This window comes from Williamsia sp. Y844 (genome assembly GCF_056786475.1).
Genome location: NZ_JBXCJB010000005.1, coordinates 316,061 through 335,769, shown reverse-complemented (window position 1 = coordinate 335,769; position 19,709 = coordinate 316,061). Strand labels below are relative to the sequence as shown.

Here is a 19,709-nt window from a genome sequence, read left to right as displayed (position 1 = left end):
CACTGAACCAAACCCCGGAATGGGATTTCGTCACCGTGACAGACATACAGCACCTAAATTGGCACTAACAATCCATCGACACACTATCGAGTTCTCAAAGAACACACCCGCAACCAACTTCGACATACGCATTCGATGCCATCCTGGAAGGGATATTTATGTTGTATACCTTAGAAGTTCTGCGACCCGACTCTGTCTGGCGCAGGTCTCCCAACCTACCAGCTTCGAAACTCTCCTGCAACACGCTGGTAACCAGCTTGCGGCGCTCGGGTTTCTCAACCTCGGTCCACCCGCGCTTGAACGCTCCACTCGAAGGTGGATCTGATTCTCACTTGGGCGGTCTGCGTTGTTCCTTCAGGAAAAGAACTTCCTGTCGGTGTTAGGGCCGCTCCGGACTCTCGCTCTCCGGCGCCTCACTCGCTGACTTGAAGAAAGTTACGCGGTTGTCAGCAGCGCGTCAAATCGGCTGGTCAGAGCGTTTTGCGTCCGAGCAATCCATCCCGGCCCCGCAAAAAACTCATCCGATCTTGGCGCCGGCCAGATTCTTCTTGCCCCGTCGGACCACCAGCCATGCGCCGTGGAGCAGATCGTCGGCGCCCGGAGTCCAGTCGTCGGTGGTGATCTTGATGTTGTTCACGTATGCGCCACCCTCGTTGATGGTCCGTCGCGCAGCCTTGTTGCCTTCGGACAGTCCGCTGGCGACAAGCAGCTCGACAATCGTGGGGGTCGAGCCTGCGTCGAACTCCGCGACGGTGGTCTCTGACAGCGCCGCGGCCAAGGTGCCCTCATCGAGGCTGTCGAGCTCGGCCCGACCGAAGAGCGCCTGGCTGGCGGTCTCCACCGCATCGGTGTTGGCCTGACCGTGCACCAAGGTGGTCATCTCCGCGGCCAACCGCCGTTGCGCTGCCCGCAGATGCGGCGAATCGGCCGTGACCTGCTCGAGTTCTGCGATTTCTTCGCGACCCAGGAAGGTGAACCACTTCAGGTAGCGGATGACGTCGGCATCGGCGGTGTTCAGGAAGTACTGGTACCAGGCGTACGGCGTGGTCATCTCCGGGTCGAGCCACAGGCTTCCGCCACCTGTCGACTTTCCGAACTTCTTGCCATCCGAGGAGGTGACCAGAGGCACCGTCATCGCGTGAACCGCATGTCCATCCACCCGCCGGGTGAGGTCGACACCGGCGATGATGTTGCCCCACTGATCCGATCCGCCGACCTGCAGCGCGCAGCCGTACTGCCGGTGCAGCTGCAAATAGTCGTTGGCCTGCAACAACATATAGCTGAACTCGGTGTAACTCATACCGTCGGACTCGAGACGGCGACGGACCGTCTCACGGGCGAGCATCACGTTGACCGAGAAGTGTTTGCCCAGATCACGAAGGAAGTCGACGGCGGTCAGTTTGCCGGTCCAGTCCAGGTTGTTGACGACGATGGCGCCTTGCGGTGATTCATCGAAGTCGACAAAACGCTCGAGCTGGCCCTTGATCCGACGGGCTGACTCGGCGACGGTCTCGGCGGATTGCATGGTCCGCTCCCCCACGTCGCGGGGATCACCGATCAATCCGGTGGCTCCGCCTGCCAGCACGATCGGGCGGTGACCTGCGCGTTGGAACCTCTTCAATGTCAGGAGCGGCACCAGGTGCCCGGCATGCAGGCTCGGCGCGGTGGGATCGAAGCCGGCGTAGAGGGTGGTCAGCTCGGACAGCACTTTCCCCAACTCGTCGAGGTCCGTGCTCTGGGCGATGAGCCCACGCCAAGTCAGTTCTTCCAGGATGTCTGCCGGTGCGAGATTTGCTGCGGTCACGTAGTCGATCCTCCCCCATCGGCGGCCGGTACCGACAGTCGGAGGGGTGTGGCCCGCCGGTACTTGGACACCGCGGGGCTGCGTTCATCCCAGAGTCGCCACGGGTGATCCTGTGCGGTGCTCACCCCGACCCGAGGTCCGTGTCCGACAGCTGATGCCGGGATGCGTGGTCCGCGGAACAAGCGCACCGGCGAGTCGGCGGTGCAGACCGCCGCACCGTTGAAGCTCCGATCGATTGCCATCGCAGACCCGACATTGCCTGGGCCACAGGCCAATTGATTGTCGTTGCGCGCCGTTGGCCGACGAGTGCGGGCGAGCGCAGCACCTGAGACGATCTCCCCCGCGCGCATCAGCACACCACCGCACTGCCCGACGGGGCCATACGAGATGTTGCCGCACCAGTGGATGCCATACGAGCGATAGACGTACAGGTGCCCGGCATCGCCGAACATCACGACGTTGCGATCCGTCCGACCCCGATAACCGTGCGACGCCGGATCCGGGTATCGACTGCCGGGTGGTCCGCCGTAGGCCTCGACCTCGACGATGCGCATCCGGACCGTCCCGCCGGGACCGTCGACCTCCAGGTAGGACCCGAGCAGGCGGCGTGCGGCCTGCACCGGTGTGGCATCGGCCAACCGGCGGGCATCAAACAGGATCGGCGCGGACAACCGATCAGTCGGCGACGGAGCCGGTTGTTGCCGTTGCGCGCGAGAGCAGTTGCTCATGCTCATCCTCATCGACGTCACGGGCATCGTCGATCAGCAATGCGGGTATTCCGTCATCGATCCGATAGGCCCGGCGCAGGCGTGGGTTGTACATCTGCTCGTTGCCGATGACCAGCAACGGACCGTGATCTTGTGGGCAGGCCAGCAAGGTCAACAACAAGGGACTCAATCCGGCTTCGTGTGACACGGCGTCAACGGTACCCGGCACCCGGTTCCCACCCGCGTTCGTGGGCGATCGCCTTGGTGAGTCTGCGGTATCTGCCGCCCTCGTCGCGGTACCAGACCGACGCGCCGGCCGCCGGTATGCCTGCGGCCCGGAGCACCGAAGCCTGCGGTCGATACGAAGAGGTCAGATCGATGTGGTCGAGGATCGAGATGATGTGCGGACGGTGCGCAGGCGTCAGACCGGCTAGAGCCAGTCGTAGGGCCGACCCGGTCGGCGAACCGGTCCCGTCCTGTTTCGACACCGCAGCGATCGCGATCTCGTCACCCGGTTCCCCCACCTTGTAGACGACCGCATGTTTGACCTGGACCAGACGAGACAGTCCGTCAACGATCGGTTGCGGGTAGATGTATCCATCGGTCGAATCGACCACCGCACTGGTGTGACCCATGAACCAGAAGTCTCCGTCGGCGTCGCGGGAGAACATGTGCTCCGAGAGCTGCCACCGGTCGCCAACCGCGAACACATCACGGAACACTGTGGCGCCGAACTCGTACTGCTGCTGGGCTTTTGACAACATCACACCGACCTCGTCGACCCGGGCCTCGCGAACGAAGCCGTTGTCGTCGGTGATCAGGCGCCCCTCGGCCAGATCGAATGCGGCGATCGCGACATCGTTGACACCTGGTACCGGACGGCCGGACGAGCCCACCTTGGTGCCCGTCACATTCGCCAAGATCGCCGACCCGTCGCCGGTCGCGAAGAACTCGAGCACGCGAGCCCGGGGGAACTTCTCGTTCACGTCCTCCCACAGTCCCGCAGACATACCCGAACCCATGAACAACCGGATCGTGTTGTGGTCGGTGATCGCGAAGTCGTCGGCCCCGATGATGTCCTGGAGCATCGACCACGTGTACGAGACCACCGTGATCCCGTACCGAGAGATCTCTGCGGCAAACGTGTCGGGGTCGAGACCGGCGGACAGTGCGATTCTCGCACCGCCGACGACGGTGCCACCAAGAGCCGTCAGCAGTCCGGACGCATGATGCAACGGTGTCAGGCAATACACGGTGTCGTTACCGCTGAGCGCGGCCGCCGAGGCGGCACCAAACGCCGACAACGCCCACCGATGGTTGGTCACCGGCCACTTCTCGAGGTTTTCGCCATTCTTGCTGAACAGCACAAACGCGAGATCGCCTGCCCGCCCGGGATCGGGCCGATACCAGGAGGGCACCTCCACCGATTCCGGATCGATCTGCTCCATGTCGATGATGCGTTCGCCATCGGCCTGCGCGAGTGTCCGTTCATCACCACCACCGAGGACCAGTACCCGATCGGCAACCGCAGCCACCTGCTGGAGGTTGGCCGGATCGGTGATGACCAGGGAGCAATCCCCCAGCTGCAAAGACAATTTCAGTTCCGAACCCGCCGACACCATGACCGCGACCGCACCGAGTCGGGACAATGCGGCAATGGCCACCAGTGCGCTCGGACGGGTCTGCATCCGCACACCGACATGTTCGCCCGGTCGGACCCCACACGAGATGAGACCGCGCACCACATTGTCGATCCGATCGTTGACCTGCCGATGACTCAGAACGCGGTCCTCGAACAGGAACAATTCTTGTTTGCCGTTGCGGCGCGCATTCTCGTTCATCAACTTGCCGAGCGAAATGGTTGTGCGGGACTGGATCTGACCGAGCCTCACCAGTCGGGGCAGCACCCGCAACGATTCGCGGCGCACCGCATCGGCGGTCCGGCCGACCGATCTGGCCGCGCCGACGATGTCGCGACCGGTGTCGGCACCCACCCCGGCGGCCGACCCCAGTCCGTGGGCAACCCGCGACGAGAAGCTGACACCGGTTCCACCGCCCTGGTCGACATCGTCGCGCATCTTCTCGATGGTTTCCGGCTGCTCCCCCGATCCGTCGATCCAGCGGACCCATTCCCCGGTGCCCGGCCATGTCCGCGAGCCCGCGGTCGATCCGACGACCAACCCGAAATGCCCTACCGGTAAGGATGATTCAAAGACCTGTGCCATCGGCGAGGCCCGCAGGATGCCCCGCACCGCCACCGGTTGCCCGATGTCGTCAGCCTCTCCCAGGAACGCCAGCACCGGACAGGTGATCTCGGCGAGCGTGACCACCTGATCGTTGATCACGAATCCACCGCCGACGAGCCGGTTGTGCACCACGAACTGGCGCAGCACGTCTGCCACCGCGGGTCCGGACCACGCCACCCAGCCGTCGACCTCGATGAAGCGTCGCGAATCCTCGCGTGGCAGCAGCGCTTCCCTGTCGTGGAGCTGGCGCAGGAAATCGATCCGGCTGCGCGCCGCCTTCACCGGGTCGACGAGCTGAAAGCCGGTGCGGGCCAGCCATCCCGGGATCGCGATGCGGTTGAACACGTTGTCGGCGAGGAATTGCGCCCCGGGTGTCACCAGTGCCGCGGGCAGCCCCAGGGGAAGTGCACCCAGCACATCCACAGGACTGCCGTAGGTGACGATGCTTGCGATGCCCTTGGAACGGCGGTAGGCCGCAGCCTGGTAGCAGAACATGCCGCCCTGGGAGTACCCGGCGAGGTGCACGTCCTTGCCGGTCACCGCGCGCACCCGGTCGATGATCTCGTCGATGGACACGATGTGGTCGGCGAGGGTGCGGCGCATGCCGCCTGCGACCTTGTCCGGCGAACCGAAGTCGACCACCCAGGGGTCGAGTCCGGCCCGGTGCAGGATGCTCACCGCCCCGTTGTCGGTGGTGACGTCATAGACGTTCGCCGACACCATCATCGGCGGTACGAGCACCACAGGCGGACCCGCGGCCACCTCGTCCGGGAAGTACCGACGCAGCCGGTACATCGGGACCGTCTCCTCCACGCGGAACGGAGCGGGCCGGGTCCCGGTCTCGAGACCGCCGTACCGGATGACCTCGAGCCCGTTCTGCGCCGTGGCCACAACACGATCAAGGGATTCCTTGATATTGGGAACGCCTCGCACAAACCCCCCTCAGAACCACACCGAAAAATAGGTGACTGCTATCACATATTACCCGGCGTCATCGCCTGCCACCCACAGACATACATCCCGGCGCCCAGTCTCCCTGGGTCAGAAGTCGCGGTGCTCCGTAGCCTTGGCCACCAGTCGCTGCAACTGCTCCGCCACCCGGACACCGGCCGTCCCACCGAGTGCATCACGGGAAGCGATCGATCCCGCCACCGTCAGCACCTCGCGGACATCGGGTGTCAGCGCCGGATTGATCGCGGCGAACTGCTCATCGGTCAGATCAGCAAGTCCGACACCACGTTCCTCGGCCGCCCGCACGCAGGCACCGGCCACCTCGTGGGCGACCCGGAACGGCACGCCGGCCCGGACGAGCCACTCCGCGATGTCGGTCGCGAGGGTGAATCCGGCCGGAGCGAGTTCCGCCATGCGCTCTTCGTGGAATGTCAGCGTGCCCACCAGACCTGCGATCGCAGGCAACAACAACTGGAGTTGGGCAACCGAGTCGAAGACCGGTTCCTTGTCCTCTTGCAGGTCGCGGTTGTACGCGAGCGGCTGCGCCTTGAGGGTGGCCAGCAATCCGGTGAGATTGCCGATCATCCGGCCGGACTTGCCGCGCGTGAGCTCAGAGACGTCCGGGTTCTTCTTCTGCGGCATGATCGAGCTACCGGTCGACCATTCGTCAGCGAGCGTGATGTAGCCGAATTCCGGTGTGCTCCACAGGATCACCTCTTCGGCCATCCGCGACAGATCGACACCGATGAGCGCGAACACGAAGGCCGCCTCGGCAGCGAAGTCACGCGAAGACGTGGCATCGATGGAGTTCTCGGCAGCGCTGTCGAATCCGAGGTCCTCGGCGATCGCGGCCGGATCAAGTCCCAGCGACGACCCTGCCAACGCACCCGAACCGTACGGCGAGACCGCAGCACGCTTGTCGAAGTCCTTGAGGCGCTCGACATCTCGCAGGAGCGGATGCGCGTGGGCCAACAGATGATGGGACAACAAGACCGGCTGTGCAGCCTGCAGATGTGTCTTACCCGGCATCACCGCGTCGGGATGCGCCTTCGCCTGGGCGACCAGTGCATCGACCACGTCGAGCACGCCGGTGGCGACCTGACGGACCGCGTCCCGCAACCACATGCGGAACAGCGTTGCCACCTGGTCGTTGCGCGAACGACCGGCACGCAGCCGTCCGCCGACCTCGGGACCGACACGCTCGATCAGGCCGCGCTCGAGGGCTCCATGGACGTCTTCATCGGACTCGGCCGGACCGAACGCGCCGGAACGCACATCATCGGCCAGCCGCGTCAGACCGTCCTGCATGGTGGCCAGGTCGTCGTCCGACAGCAGTCCGGCCTTGTGCAGGATCCGGGCATGCGCCTGCGACGCCCGGACGTCGTACGGAGCCAGTACCCAATCGAAGTGGGTCGACTTGCTCAGGGCCGCCATGGCGTCGGCCGGTCCGGATGCGAACCGGCCGCCCCACAGCGAACCCTCGTTGGTCCCGGAACCTGAAGACGGGGTCATCTACAGGCCCAGGTCCCGCTTCGCGGCGATCTTCGAGGACAGCCCGTGCAGGTGAACGAATCCCTTGGCGGCCGACTGATCGAAGGTGTCGCCCTCGTCGTAGGTGGCGAGGTTGAAGTCATACAGCGACTCACCGCTGCGACGTCCGGTGACCGCGATGTGGCCACCGTGCAGGTTGAGCCGGATGTCACCGGAGACGTGCTCCTGGGTGTGATCGACAAACGCTTCGAGCGAAGCCTTCAGCGGCGAGAACCACAGACCGTCGTAGACCAGCTCGGCCCACTTCTGATCGGTGTGGCGCTTGTAACGACCCAGTTCGCGTTCGAGGGTGACGTGCTCGAGTTCCTCGTGCGCACGGATCAGGACCATCGCGCCGGGTGCCTCGTAGATCTCACGGCTCTTGATGCCGACAAGCCGGTCCTCGACGACGTCGAGGCGGCCGACGCCGTGTGCTCCGGCGCGGCGATTGAGTTCGACGATCGCCTCGAGCACGCTGACCGGCCGTCCGTCGATGGCCACCGGGCGACCCTTGTCGAAGCTGATGATGACCTCGTCGGGAGCCTGCCAATGAGTGGTCGGGTCCTCGGTGTACGAGTACACGTCCTTGGTGGGCGCATTCCACAGATCCTCGAGGAAGCCGGTCTCCACTGCACGACCCCACACGTTCTGGTCGATCGAGAACGGAGACTTCTTCGACACGTTGATCGGGATGCCGTTCTCCTCGGCAAACGCGATCGCCTTCTCGCGGGTCCAGGCGTAGTCGCGGACCGGGGCGATGACGTCGAGTTCAGGCGCCAACGACGCGAATCCGACCTCGAACCGGACCTGGTCGTTGCCCTTGCCGGTGCAGCCGTGGGCGACGATCGTGCCGCCGTGATCACGCGCGGCGGTCACCAGGTGCTTGACGATCAGCGGCCGTGAGATCGCCGAGACCAGCGGGTACCGGTCCATGTACAGCGCATTGCTGGTGATGGTCGGAAGGCAGTACTCGTCCGCGAACTCGTCCCGGGCGTCGACCACCACCGACTCGACAGCGCCACAATCGATGGCTCGCTGACGAACCACCTCCATGTCCTCGCCGCCCTGACCGAGGTCGATGGCAACCGCCACGACCTCCTTACCGGTCTCTTTACCGATCCAGCTGATGGCCACCGAGGTGTCCAGGCCGCCCGAGTACGCGAGGATTACGCGCTCCGCCATGAGGGGATCACTCCTTGTTTGTTCGTGATGATGAAGTCTTGGGTGTTCAAAACGTGTGCGTGGTGGTACGCGGCCGCATGTCAGAATCTCATGCCAACGCCTCCAGCATTTCGGCCAGGTCCGCTCCGGTCAAAGGTTCGCGGGCGAGCACGAACAATGTGTCGTCTCCGGCGATGGTCCCGACGACCTCCGGGAGGGTCGCGCGGTCGAGTGCGCTGGCAAGATAGTGCGCCCCACCCGGCGGGGTGCGCAGCACCGCCATGGTGCCGCTCGAGTCGACCGAGACGAGCAGTTCACCGAGCAGACGGGACAGGCGGTCGGTGCCGCCGATGACGCCGCGCACCGGGGATCCGTCCTCCGGCACGACGTAGATCCCCGATCCACCGTCGGCCCCGCGTAACTTCACCGCACCGAGCTCGTCGAGGTCGCGCGACAACGTCGCCTGGGTCGCCTCGATACCCTCGTCTGCCAGCAGGGTCTGCAACTCGGTCTGGCTGTGCACCTGGGCACCGGACAGCAGGGCCACGATCCGGGCATGACGAGCTGCCCGGGTGGTCACTGCTGTTCCAGAAGCCACAAGAGCACCGCTTTCTGTGCGTGCAAACGGTTTTCGGCCTCGTCGTAGACCACACTGCGCGGGCCGTCGAGGACCTCGTCGGTGATCTCTTCTCCGCGGTGAGCCGGCAGGCAGTGCATGACGATGGCCCCGGGATCCGCGAGCGCAACCAGTTCGGCGTTGATCTGGTACGGCCAGAACGGCGCCATCCGGTCTTTGCCGTCGTCCTCCTGGCCCATCGAGGTCCAGGTGTCGGTGACCAGTACATCGGCCCCGGCCGCGGCCTCGCGCGGATCACCGATGACTGCGACGCTGCCACCGGTCAGTTCGGCGCGTTCGGTGGCGTAGCCGACAAACCGCTCGTCGGGGGTGAATCCCTCGGGTGCGCTGATCCGGATGTGCATGCCGGCGGTCGCGCCACCGAGCATCAGCGAGTGGGCCATGTTGTTGGCGCCGTCACCGAGGTACGTCAGGGTCAGCCCAGCAAGGGATCCCTTCTGCTCGGCGATCGTCTGCAGGTCGGCGAGGACCTGGCAGGGATGGAAGTCGTCGGAGAGCGCATTGACGATCGGGATCGTCGCCGCCGACGCCATCTCCTCGAGCCGGTCCTGACCATAGGTGCGCCAGACCACGGCCTCGACGTACCGGGACAGCACCCGGCCGGTGTCGGCGAGGGTCTCATCTCGGCCGAGCTGGGTGGCCTTGCCATCGACGACGACGGCATGACCGCCGAGTTGCGCGATGCCCACCTCGAACGAGAATCGGGTGCGGGTGGAGTTCTTGTCGAAGATGACACCGACACCTTTGGGCCCGGCAAGCGGCTTGTGGGAGAAGGGATCCCGCTTCAGCTCGGCGGCGAGTTCGAGCACGCGCGCCTGCTCGGCGGGCGACAGGTCATCGTCGCGCAGGAAATGGCGCGTCATGACGCGGCTCCTTTCGCGGCGTCGAGTATCCCCGGGAGATCGTTCACGAATCCTGTGGCCTGTTCTTCGGTGAGGATCAGCGGCGGAGCCAGCCGCAACACGTCGGGACCGGGCGCGTTGATGAGGTAGCCGTGATCGCGCGCCACCGCCTCGACGGCCGGAGCGAGGGGCTCGGTCAGCACGATTCCGATCAGCAGGCCCGACCCACGCGAGTGGTCGATCAGCGGGTGATCGAGTTCTTCGATCGACGACGTGATGTGTTTGCCAAGCCGCGCAGCATGATTGGTCAGATCGAGGGTGTCGACCTGTTCGAGCACGGCCAGTGCCGCCGCGGCGCACACCGGGTTACCTCCGAATGTGGTCCCGTGTTGTCCGGGCTGCAGCAGATCGGCAGCAGCGCCGGTGGCCAGGACCGCACCGATCGGCAGACCCCCGCCGAGCCCCTTGGCCAACGTCATCACGTCCGGGGTGACCCCGGACGCCTGATGCGCATAAAACGTTCCGGTACGGGCGATTCCGGTCTGTACCTCATCGAAGATCAGGAGCGCGCCGTGCTCGGCGGTCAACGCCCGGACCGCGGCCAGATAATCCACCGGCGGCACGATCACACCACTCTCCCCCATGATGGGTTCGAGGATGACCGCTGCAGTTTGCGGGCCGATCGCGGCCTTCATTGCCTCGAGGTCGCCATACGGAACGTGGCGCACCCCGGCAGGCATCGGCTCGAACGGCGCCCGCTTGGCGGGCTGACCGGTCATCGCGAGCGCGCCCATGGTCCGGCCGTGAAAGGCCTTCTCGGCAGCGATGATCTCGGGCCGACCGGTCAGGCGCGCGATCTTGAATGCGGCCTCGTTGGCCTCGGCGCCGGAGTTGCAGAAGAACGCCTTGCCCTCAACACCCCACCGGGACAAGAGGGACTCGGCCAGCTTGATGACCGGTTCGGTGACATAGAGATTCGATGTGTGTCCGAGCGTGGAGAGCTGCTCGGTGACCGCATCGATGATCGCCGGATTGCCGTGCCCGAGGATGTTCACCGCGATGCCGCCGAGGAGGTCGAGGTACTCGCGACCATCGACATCGGTCACAACCGCACCCTTACCCGAGCGCAGCGCCACCTTCGGGGTGCCGTAGTTGTTCATCATCGAAGCCGTCCACCGCTCCTGCAGTGCGACGGTCGGATCGGCCTGCTGACTGACATCGGCTTGCTTGGTCATGATTTTTCCTCGATAAGTGGCTGTTCGCCGTAAGCGGCCGGGACGGCATGGTCGATGTCGGGCACGACCATGGTTCCGTTGCCTTCGGTTGTGAAGAGTTCGAGCAGTGTCGAATGCGGTGTGCGGCCGTCGATCACGTGTGCGCGGGGCACTCCCCCGGCCACCGCGCGCAGGCAGGCCTCCATCTTCGGCACCATCCCGGCATCCAGGGTCGGCAGCAATTCGGCCAATGCGGTCGTGTTGATCTCCGACACCAGCGATCCGCGATCGGGCCAGTTCGTGTACAGGCCCTCGACGTCCGTGAGCACGACGAGCTTCTCGGCTCCGAGCGCCTGGGCCAGCGCTGCCGCCGCGGTATCGGCGTTGATGTTGTGAACCACGCCGTCGGCGTCCGGCGCGATCGTCGAGACAACCGGAATACGTCCGGCCGCAATGAGATCCGTGACTGCGCCCGGGTTCACCGTGGTCACGTCGCCGACGAGACCGATGTCCGTCGCCTCGCCGTCGACCATCACGGAACGCCTGGTCGCGGTGAACAGGTGGGCGTCTTCACCCGAGATCCCGACCGCATACGGTCCGTGCGCGTTGATCAGGCCGACAAGTTCTCGACCGACCTGCCCGAACAGGACCATCCGTGCAACGTCCATCACCTCGGGTGTGGTCACCCGGAAGCCACCTTTGAACTCGCCGGTCATCCCGAGCCGGGCGAGCATCGCCGAGATCTGCGGACCGCCGCCGTGCACCACGACGGGATGAATTCCGCAGGTACGCAGGAAGACCATATCTTCGGCAAATGCAGCCTTGAGATCCTCGTCGACCATCGCGTTGCCGCCGTACTTGATGACGACCACCTTGCCCGCGAACCGTTTGAGCCAGGGCAGCGCCTCACCGAGTACGTGCGCTTTGTCCAGCGCACTCAGTTCACCGGCAACCGCAGGTCCAGATCCGCTCTGCTTCGCTTCGTCTCCCGTCTGATCACGGGTCGAGCTCCGCTCCGCTTCGTCTCCCGTCATGACGAATAGGCCGAGTTCTCTTCGACATAGGCGTGGGAGAGGTCGGTGGTCCGGATGAACGCCGTCCCCGAACCGATTCCGAGGTCGACGGTGAGGTCGATGTCGATGCCCGAGAGGTCGGCGTCGCGCGCGCCTTCCACGCCCATGCCGTTCTCGCAGACCGGATAGTCGTTGAACCGCACCGAGATCCGATCGGGATCCAGTTCCACCGGAGCCATGCCGACCGCGGCCAGCACCCGGCCCCAGTTGGGATCCGAACCGAACAGCGCCGTCTTGACCAGGCTGTCGCGGGCGATCGTGCGAGCGGCGGCCAGCGCATCGGCCTCGCTCGCCGCACCGGTCACGGTCACCACAACCCGCTTGGTGACGCCTTCGGCGTCGGCCTGCATCTGTGTGGCCAGGTCATCGCAGACCAGCCGGACGGCCTCGTTGAGGGCGGACTGATCCGGCGTCTTCTCGCTGGCACCCGAACTCAGCAGCAGCACAGTGTCATTGGTGGAACATGAACCATCGACGTCGAGCCGGTCGAACGTCAGCGCGGTGGCAGCCCGCAGCGCTTCGTCCAACTGCGCGGCCGATACCGCGGCGTCGGTGGTGATCACACAGAGCATTGTGGCCAGCGATGGCGCCATCATTCCCGCACCCTTGGCCATACCGCCGACATTCCAGCCATCACTGTGGTGGAAGGCCGCTTGTTTGGGCACGGTGTCGGTGGTCATGATCGCGTATGCGGCATCGGTGCCGCCGGTCAGGCCGCCGCCCATCTCGTGGACGATCTCGGTGACACCGGCGAGCACCTTGTCCATCGGAAGGCGATCGCCGATCAAACCCGTTGAACAGATCGCAACTTCGATGGCACCGGTCTCGGTGCCCCAGTCGCTGATCGCCGCTGCGGTCGCCTCGGCCGTGGCGTGGGCGTCCTGGAATCCTCCCGGACCCGTGCAGGCATTTGCGCCGCCGGAGTTGAGGACGACCGCGCGCAGCCGTCCGGTGCTCAGGACCTGCTGGCTCCACAACACGGGGGCAGCCTTGACCTTGTTGGAGGTGAACACTCCGGCCGCCGCATAGTCGGGGCCTTCGTTGAACACGAGCGCCAGGTCTTCTCGGCCGCTCGCCTTGATGCCGGCTTTGATGCCCGCGGCCCGGAACCCCAGGGGTGCGGTCACACCCTGCAGGTGGGTCATGCGGTGTCCGCCGTCGACCTCGCGCCAGTTCGCGGTCACATCCACCACCTTGCCACCGGTTCCATCGCCCCCGCTTGCGGCCACATCGCCACTGCCCTTGTTCACGGTGCCACTCCCACGGTGCTCAGTCCTTCGGTTTCGCCCCATCCCAGGGCCAGATTCATCGATTGCACGGCACCGCCACCGGTGCCCTTGGTCAAATTGTCGATCGCGCCGACCGCGATCAAGGTGCCGGAACGCTCATCGACCGTGACACTGAGTTGCACCGCGTTCGAGCCGATCACCGAGCCGGTGGCAGGCTGCCGCCCCTCGGGCAACAGGGTCACAAACGGTTCGTCGGCGTATGCCTTTTCGTATACCGCCCGCGCCTGGGCCGTCGTGACCGATGTCGGTGCGGTGCAGGTCGCCAGGATTCCCCGTGCCATCGGCGCCAGCACCGGCGTGAACGAGACGCTGACCGGCGCGTTTGCCACCGCCGACAGGTTCTGGATGATCTCCGGTGTGTGCCGGTGAACACCACCGACGCCGTACGCCCGAGCCGAGCCGATCACCTCGGAGGCGAGCAGGTCGACCTTCGGCGATCGCCCGGCACCCGAAGCGCCACTGACGGCAACGATGGTCACCTGCGGCGCGATGATGCCCGCTGCGACGGCAGGCAGCAGCGCCAGCGTGCTCACGGTCGGATAGCAACCGGGCACCGCGATCCGGGTGGCACCCGAGAGAACATCCCGATTGCCGGGCAGTTCCGGCAGTCCGTAGGGCCAGCTACCGGCGTGGGTCCCGCCGTAGTACCGCTCCCACTCCGCCGGGTCCTGCAGCCGGAAGTCGGCGCCACAATCGATCACGAGGGTCGCGGGCGGCAACGCATCGGCAACGGGTCCGGAGGTTCCGTGCGGCAGGCCAAGGAAGACGATGTCATGCCCGGACAGGATCTCGGTGGTCGTCTCCGACAATTCACGATCCGCCAAGGGCAGCAGATGAGGATGGTGCTCCCCGAGCAACGATCCGGCATTCGATCCGGCCGTCAGGGCACCGATCTGTAACTCTCCGGATGCATATTTGGGATGACCGAGCAGCAGACGAAGAATCTCCCCACCTGCATACCCGCTTGCGCCGGCTACTGCGACTGTCACACTCATATGATTCATTATGCACCCCACCGCAAGTTAATTCATTCGCGGGTCCCCGCGCTTTGCCGCCGGGCCGGTGCGCAGCACGGTAAGACTGAACGGTGACCAGGCCCGCAGCGATCATCGCGCAATCGCTTGTCGTCAAGCGAGGCGGCAATCTTGTCTTGCATGACTTGGACCTCACGGTACCCGCGGGGTCCATCACCGGGCTTCTCGGTCCGTCGGGCTGCGGCAAGACCACCCTGATGCGTGCCATCGTCGGCACCCAGCAGATCGAATCCGGCTCGGTGACGGTCCTCGACCAACCGGCCGGCACCGCTGCGCTGCGACACCTGGTCGGCTACGTGACACAGGCACCCTCGGTCTACACCGACCTGACCGTCGAGCAGAACGTCACGTATTTCGCCGATCTCTACGACAACCGGGCCGGGGTGAGCAGCGCACTCGACGCGGTGGGTCTGACCGAGTTCCGCGCGCGCAAGACGCTGGACCTGTCCGGTGGCCAACTCAGTCGCGTCTCGATTGCCTGTGCACTTGTCGGTTCTCCGACGCTGCTCATCCTCGACGAACCCACCGTCGGCCTCGATCCGGTGTTACGCAAAGACCTGTGGGATCGATTTCATGCACTGGCCGAAGCAGGTGCAACCTTGCTGGTTTCGAGTCATGTGATGGACGAGGCCGACCGCTGCGACAACCTGATCCTGATGCGCGAAGGACGAATACTCGCCGAACTGACGCCTGCCCAGCTCCGAGAACGCACCGGGCAGACCAATCTCGAAACGGCATTCCTGCAGCTGATCACCAAGGAAGCCGGCTGATGCGCTGGCGTCGGTTCGCGGCCACCACGCGACGCATACTCCGGCAGCTACTCGACGACCGTCGCACCGTCGCACTGATCCTCGTGGTGCCGTGCATCCTGATGGTGTTGCTGTACTTCATGTTCGAGGATCAGCCCGGCCGCATCCCGGGGACCTCACGTTTCGACGAGATCGGAATCATCATGCTCGGCATCCTGCCGTTCGTGCTGATGTTCGTCACGACGTCGATCGCCATGGTCCGGGAGCGAACGTCCGGCACCCTCGAACGCCTACTCACCACACCGCTGGGCAAACTCGACCTCCTCGCCGGATACGGCGCCGCGTTCTCGGTCGCCGCCGCGGCGCAGGCAATTCTCGCGAGTGCGGTGGCCTTCTGGATCCTCGACCTCGACATCGCAGGCCAGGCCGTCTGGGTGGTGGTGATCGCCGTCCTGGTTGCAATACTCGGTGTGGCATTGGGACTGTTCTTCTCCGCATTCGCCCGCACCGAGTTCCAGGCGGTGCAGTTCATCCCGGTCGTGGTGATACCCCAGCTCCTGCTGTGCGGACTGTTCGTGCCACGCAATCAGATGGCCGACTGGCTGGACTGGATCAGCGGGATACTCCCGGTCACCTACGCCGTCGACGCACTGCAACAGGTCGCCGCACACCCCGACCCTACCGGCCAGATGTGGCGTGACCTGGTTGTCGTGCTGGCCTTTTCGGTCGTCGCGCTATGTCTGGGTGCGGCCACCCTGCGTCGCACCACGCCCTGACGCGCACCGCTCACTCCGAAATACTGAGCGCGAGAACGAAATCAACCCTGTCGTGCAGTGTCGCGAGACTTCGATCGGTCAGCTTCTCGACTCGCTGCAACCGATAGCGCAGGGTGTTGACATGGATGTGCAGCCGTTCGGCGCTGCGGCTCCACGAGCCCGATTCCTCGAGAAACACTCCGAGCGTGGGCAGCAGGTCGGTCCGGTGGCGTTCGTCGTGATCGGCGACCACCCCGATCAGACGTTGTCGAAAGACCCGCTTGATCTCGTCCGGGACCGAAGCCACCAGCAGTAGATGCGACGACAACGAATTGTTGTCGGCAAACCTGATCGGCCCGCCACCCTGGGTCGCGTATCGGTGCGTGTATTCGGCCTCGCTCATCGATACGCGCGCACCTTCGGGCAGTTGGCCGGGTGTACCCGTACCGATCGCCACATACCCACGATCCAGGAGCGGGCTCAGCCGCTGCGCAATCGAACGAACTTGCGCGGAAAGGATATTGGCTGCATCCGCCGTCAACTCAGGGGCAACGCCGACAAACATCAGGTATGCCTCTGACGACAGTTTCACCGGAGCGGTGGACAGCGGCATCTCGTCGTGCAGTTCCTCGAGGATGACACCGGCGAGTTCCGTCCCGTAGCGGGTGTCGCGAGAACTCACCACGATGCAGCTCACCGGCACGTCGTCCTCGAAGCCCAGGCTCCGGAATTGGCCGGCGGCGCCCGCGGAATCGTGCCGGTGCAGGCGGGCGAGCGCCTCCCGAACCATGCGTTCCTCGAGCCGCCGCGACTCATACCTGGTCGACCGGTCCATGGCCAGCAATGCGCAGACCTCCTCGACCGCGGTCGACATCCACGGAGCCTGCGTGCGGTGATCACTCGCAATGGCCACATATGCGACCGCCGGACGCCTGGCCACCGGCGACTGCACCGCGAAGAACGAGACGTCGCCCTCGTCGATCCGCTGCGCCGAGGGGAATGCCCATTCGCTCAACGCCTTTCGGAACGCGACGGCCAGGCCTTCGGACCCCGTTCCGGTGAGCCCGCCTGCGACCATCCGGCCCGTCGCGGTCACCACGGCACAATCGACCCCCAAAGCCCGGCGAAGCGAACCGACCAGACCGCTTGCCCCTTCACCGGCGGCGAGGTCGGCGACCAGGTCTCGGTGGAGCGTCAGCTTTCCCGCCGCGCCTGCCAGCGCACGCATCACGGTTTCGGTCAGGAAGCGGAACGACACCGCACCCTCCACCGCGAACAGTGCCAGTCCGGTCTCCCGGCACGCCCGAATCAGCGCAGGCGGAACCTCACCGATTGCCGCCAGACCCACCACCAGTGCGGCTGCATGACCACCGGTCAACGCCCCGACAAAGGTATCCGCATCAACCGGCTCCCGGTACCACAAACCACTGGTCAGCACGAGCTCCCCGCCGTAGAGGAACGCCAATGGATCGCCGAGGTCGGTGGTGTAGACCCCGTGCACCTGAGGATCGCCATCACCGGGCACGACCTCGATGAAGTCGAGACCGGGAATCGTTGCCATATCCGACAAGAGCACCGCGCAACCCCTTTCGTCGCCGACATGTGATCAGCACCTCAGCCGAAGCGAACCAGTTGTTACGCCTAGGAAACCACTTTAAATCAGCTTGGAGGTTCCTACGACTCGAAGCCGGTTTTGGCCTGCCTTCTTCGGCGGATCATCCATGTCGAGGTGCTCGCCAGTGGACTTGACTGTTGACACAGCCCCACAAGTGACACAGCCCCACGAGCCGGAAGTCGTTCCACCCAAGTCCCCATCAGATTCACCAGAGGAGAATTCATGAACGCTCGGAGCCCGGAATCGGGTTTTCGCGCAACCGGTATCGACCTCGCAGGAGTGTCGAAGCGGTTCACGATGAAGCGGCAGCAGGTGACCGCGCTCGACAACGTGAGCCTGCAGACCGACCGCGGCAGTTTCGTCTCCCTGCTCGGACCCTCTGGCTGTGGCAAGTCGACCATCCTGCGCCTGCTCGCCGATCTCGAAGAGCCCACCACCGGATCGATCCTCGTCGACGGCCGGACACCGAATGAGCTTCGTAGCGAACATATTCTGGGCGTGGCGTTCCAGGATTCGGCACTACTGCCCTGGCGCAGCGTCGAAGCCAACATCCGGGTCCCACTCGAAGCCGCGGGAAAGCCCGTGTCCCACAGTGATGTCACCGATCTGATCAAGCTGGTAGGACTGGATGGATTCGAAGGCGCCAAACCCGGCCAGCTCTCCGGCGGTATGCGCCAGCGGGTGTCGATCGCTCGCGCGCTCATCCTCAAACCCATGGTTCTGTTGCTCGACGAACCGTTCGGTGCGCTCGACGACATGACCCGACAACGTCTCAACACCGAGCTCATGCGCATCTGGACCGAACGGCCGTCCACCGCACTGATGGTCACCCACGGCATCTCCGAGGCGATCTACCTCTCTGATCGGGTAGCCGTGATGTCGGCACGCCCGGGCCGGATTCAACAGGTGATCGACGTCGATCTGCCACGCCCCCGGACGCCGGAGATCATGCGGAGTCCGGAGTTCAGGCGCTACGTCGAGCAGGCCTCCGATCTACTGTTCGCCCCACCGACCGAGTCGGTTGTCCGATGACCACAGCAGTGGCCCTCACCGCCGACCTGATGCGTCGCCTGCCCAAAGCCGAAGTCCACGTGCACCTCGAGGGCTGCTTCGACATCGCCGACCTCGTCCAGAGCGCACACACACTCGGCGTCGAGCTGCCCGGCCCGGCCGCAACACTTTTCGACACCTCGACCCATCACGTCGAACGCGATCCACAGGGCGCAGCCGTCAAGGGCATGGGTGTGGGGACCTTTCTCCAGTTCCTGGACTGGGAAGGATCACTCGTCCGTACCCATGACCACCTCGCGAGCGCCGCGTACCGCGCGTGCGCACGTGAAAGCGCTTCGGGTGTCCAATACGCCGACATCATCGTCAACCCGACACATTGGGGCAGTTGGCAAGGACGCCTCACCGACTTCACCAGGGCCATCGCCGAGGGTTTCGACGAAGCCGCCCGAGACGGCCTGTGCGAGGCCAACCTCTGTGTGTCCCTGTTGCGTCAGCAATCCGGCGAGTCCGCGCTCGAGGTGGTCGAAGAGATGATCAGCGCGCGCGTTCCACGAGTTGTCGCACTCTCGATCGACGGCGACGAAACCCATGCCGGCGACACCAATGCGAAATTCGCGCCCGCCTTCACCCTCGCCCGCGATGCCGGATTCCGGCGCACGGTGCACACCGGTGAATCCAGCGGCCCGGAAAGCGTCTGGGGTGCACTGGATCTGCTCCATGCCGAGCGGATCGACCACGGCGTCCGCTCCATCGAGGATCCGCGGCTGGTCGAGGTCCTCGCCGAACGTGAGATCCCGCTGGGGATGTGCCCTCGCTCCAACGTCGAAGGATTGAAGATCTACCCGTCACTGGACGTGCATCCCATCGAGCCACTGCGACTGGCCGGGGTCAAGGTCTCGATCAACACCGACGACCCGGCGCCGATGAGCGTTCGCATCGAGGACGACTACGTCGACTGCGCCCGCACATTCGGGTGGGATCTCGACACAGTGAAATCCATTGCCGCGACGTCGATTCAGGCCTGCTTCGCATCCGATGAGATCAAGTCCCGCATGCTCGCCGACCTCGACGCTTTCGAAGGCTGAGGCCCC

Annotated in this window: 17 protein-coding genes; 4 read left to right on the top strand and 13 right to left on the bottom strand. The window is 64.8% G+C overall.

What is annotated here, in order from left to right; all coding sequences use genetic code 11:
• Positions 1-517 precede the first annotated feature (517 nt).
• The 12 genes from tyrS to argC form a co-directional block, all read right to left on the bottom strand.
• Positions 518-1,804 (bottom strand): tyrosine--tRNA ligase, encoded by a 1,287-nt coding sequence (tyrS, locus tag AC1TQG_RS26710; RefSeq protein WP_482141928.1) that lies wholly within the window; start codon positions 1,802-1,804, stop codon positions 518-520.
• The gene (locus AC1TQG_RS26705; protein ID WP_482141927.1) at positions 1,801-2,532 is read right to left on the bottom strand and encodes a DNA-3-methyladenine glycosylase; all 732 of its coding nucleotides are present in this window, start codon (positions 2,530-2,532) and stop codon (positions 1,801-1,803) included. Before AC1TQG_RS26705 ends, tyrS begins: the two co-directional genes overlap by 4 nt.
• The gene (locus AC1TQG_RS26700) at positions 2,480-2,719 is read right to left on the bottom strand and encodes a Trm112 family protein (RefSeq protein ID WP_482141926.1); all 240 of its coding nucleotides are present in this window, start codon (positions 2,717-2,719) and stop codon (positions 2,480-2,482) included. The genes AC1TQG_RS26705 and AC1TQG_RS26700 overlap by 53 nt, the downstream gene beginning before the upstream one ends.
• 4 nt (positions 2,720-2,723) lie before the next feature.
• On the bottom strand, positions 2,724-5,690 hold the full coding sequence (locus AC1TQG_RS26695; protein WP_482141925.1) for an AMP-binding protein: 2,967 nt from the start codon (positions 5,688-5,690) through the stop codon (positions 2,724-2,726).
• A 108-nt stretch (positions 5,691-5,798) separates the two neighbouring features.
• Positions 5,799-7,220, bottom strand: coding sequence for an argininosuccinate lyase (gene argH, locus AC1TQG_RS26690; protein ID WP_482141924.1), 1,422 nt, complete (start codon positions 7,218-7,220; stop codon positions 5,799-5,801).
• On the bottom strand, positions 7,221-8,420 hold the full coding sequence (locus AC1TQG_RS26685) for an argininosuccinate synthase (RefSeq protein WP_482141923.1): 1,200 nt from the start codon (positions 8,418-8,420) through the stop codon (positions 7,221-7,223). It lies immediately after the preceding gene.
• 88 nt (positions 8,421-8,508) lie between these two features.
• Positions 8,509-8,997 carry an arginine repressor gene (locus AC1TQG_RS26680; RefSeq protein WP_482141922.1) on the bottom strand — a complete coding sequence of 163 codons (489 nt, stop codon included), beginning with the start codon at positions 8,995-8,997 and terminating at the stop codon, positions 8,509-8,511.
• Positions 8,976-9,899: an ornithine carbamoyltransferase gene (gene argF, locus AC1TQG_RS26675; protein ID WP_482141921.1), complete on the bottom strand. Its 924-nt coding sequence runs from the start codon at positions 9,897-9,899 to the stop codon at positions 8,976-8,978. The genes AC1TQG_RS26680 and argF overlap by 22 nt, the downstream gene beginning before the upstream one ends.
• Positions 9,896-11,113, bottom strand: coding sequence for an acetylornithine transaminase (locus AC1TQG_RS26670; RefSeq protein WP_482141920.1), 1,218 nt, complete (start codon positions 11,111-11,113; stop codon positions 9,896-9,898). The genes argF and AC1TQG_RS26670 overlap by 4 nt, the downstream gene beginning before the upstream one ends.
• Positions 11,110-12,126: an acetylglutamate kinase gene (gene argB / locus AC1TQG_RS26665; protein WP_482141919.1), complete on the bottom strand. Its 1,017-nt coding sequence runs from the start codon at positions 12,124-12,126 to the stop codon at positions 11,110-11,112. Before argB ends, AC1TQG_RS26670 begins: the two co-directional genes overlap by 4 nt.
• Entirely contained in the window at positions 12,123-13,310 is a 1,188-nt protein-coding gene (gene argJ, locus AC1TQG_RS26660; RefSeq protein WP_482141950.1) for a bifunctional glutamate N-acetyltransferase/amino-acid acetyltransferase ArgJ, read from the bottom strand. Before argJ ends, argB begins: the two co-directional genes overlap by 4 nt.
• 101 nt (positions 13,311-13,411) lie before the next feature.
• Positions 13,412-14,449 carry an N-acetyl-gamma-glutamyl-phosphate reductase gene (argC, locus tag AC1TQG_RS26655; protein WP_482141918.1) on the bottom strand — a complete coding sequence of 346 codons (1,038 nt, stop codon included), beginning with the start codon at positions 14,447-14,449 and terminating at the stop codon, positions 13,412-13,414.
• 92 nt (positions 14,450-14,541) lie between these two features.
• Here argC and AC1TQG_RS26650 point away from each other — a divergent pair, with 92 nt between their 5' ends.
• Both AC1TQG_RS26650 and AC1TQG_RS26645 read left to right on the top strand, forming a co-directional pair.
• A complete protein-coding gene (locus AC1TQG_RS26650) occupies positions 14,542-15,258 on the top strand; it encodes an ABC transporter ATP-binding protein (RefSeq protein ID WP_482141917.1) in 717 nt (238 codons plus the stop codon).
• A complete protein-coding gene (locus tag AC1TQG_RS26645) occupies positions 15,258-16,013 on the top strand; it encodes an ABC transporter permease (protein WP_482141916.1) in 756 nt (251 codons plus the stop codon). The genes AC1TQG_RS26650 and AC1TQG_RS26645 overlap by 1 nt, the downstream gene beginning before the upstream one ends.
• A gap of 10 nt (positions 16,014-16,023) precedes the next feature.
• Here the strand turns inward: AC1TQG_RS26645 and AC1TQG_RS26640 are convergent, their stop codons facing one another.
• Positions 16,024-17,553, bottom strand: coding sequence for a helix-turn-helix domain-containing protein (locus tag AC1TQG_RS26640; protein WP_482141915.1), 1,530 nt, complete (start codon positions 17,551-17,553; stop codon positions 16,024-16,026).
• A 276-nt stretch (positions 17,554-17,829) separates the two neighbouring features.
• Between AC1TQG_RS26640 and AC1TQG_RS26635 the strand changes: the two genes are divergently transcribed.
• Together AC1TQG_RS26635 and add are read left to right on the top strand one after the other, a co-directional pair.
• Positions 17,830-18,639, top strand: coding sequence for an ABC transporter ATP-binding protein (locus tag AC1TQG_RS26635; RefSeq protein ID WP_482141914.1), 810 nt, complete (start codon positions 17,830-17,832; stop codon positions 18,637-18,639).
• A complete protein-coding gene (gene add, locus AC1TQG_RS26630) occupies positions 18,636-19,703 on the top strand; it encodes an adenosine deaminase (protein WP_482141913.1) in 1,068 nt (355 codons plus the stop codon). Before AC1TQG_RS26635 ends, add begins: the two co-directional genes overlap by 4 nt.
• Positions 19,704-19,709 lie beyond the last annotated feature (6 nt).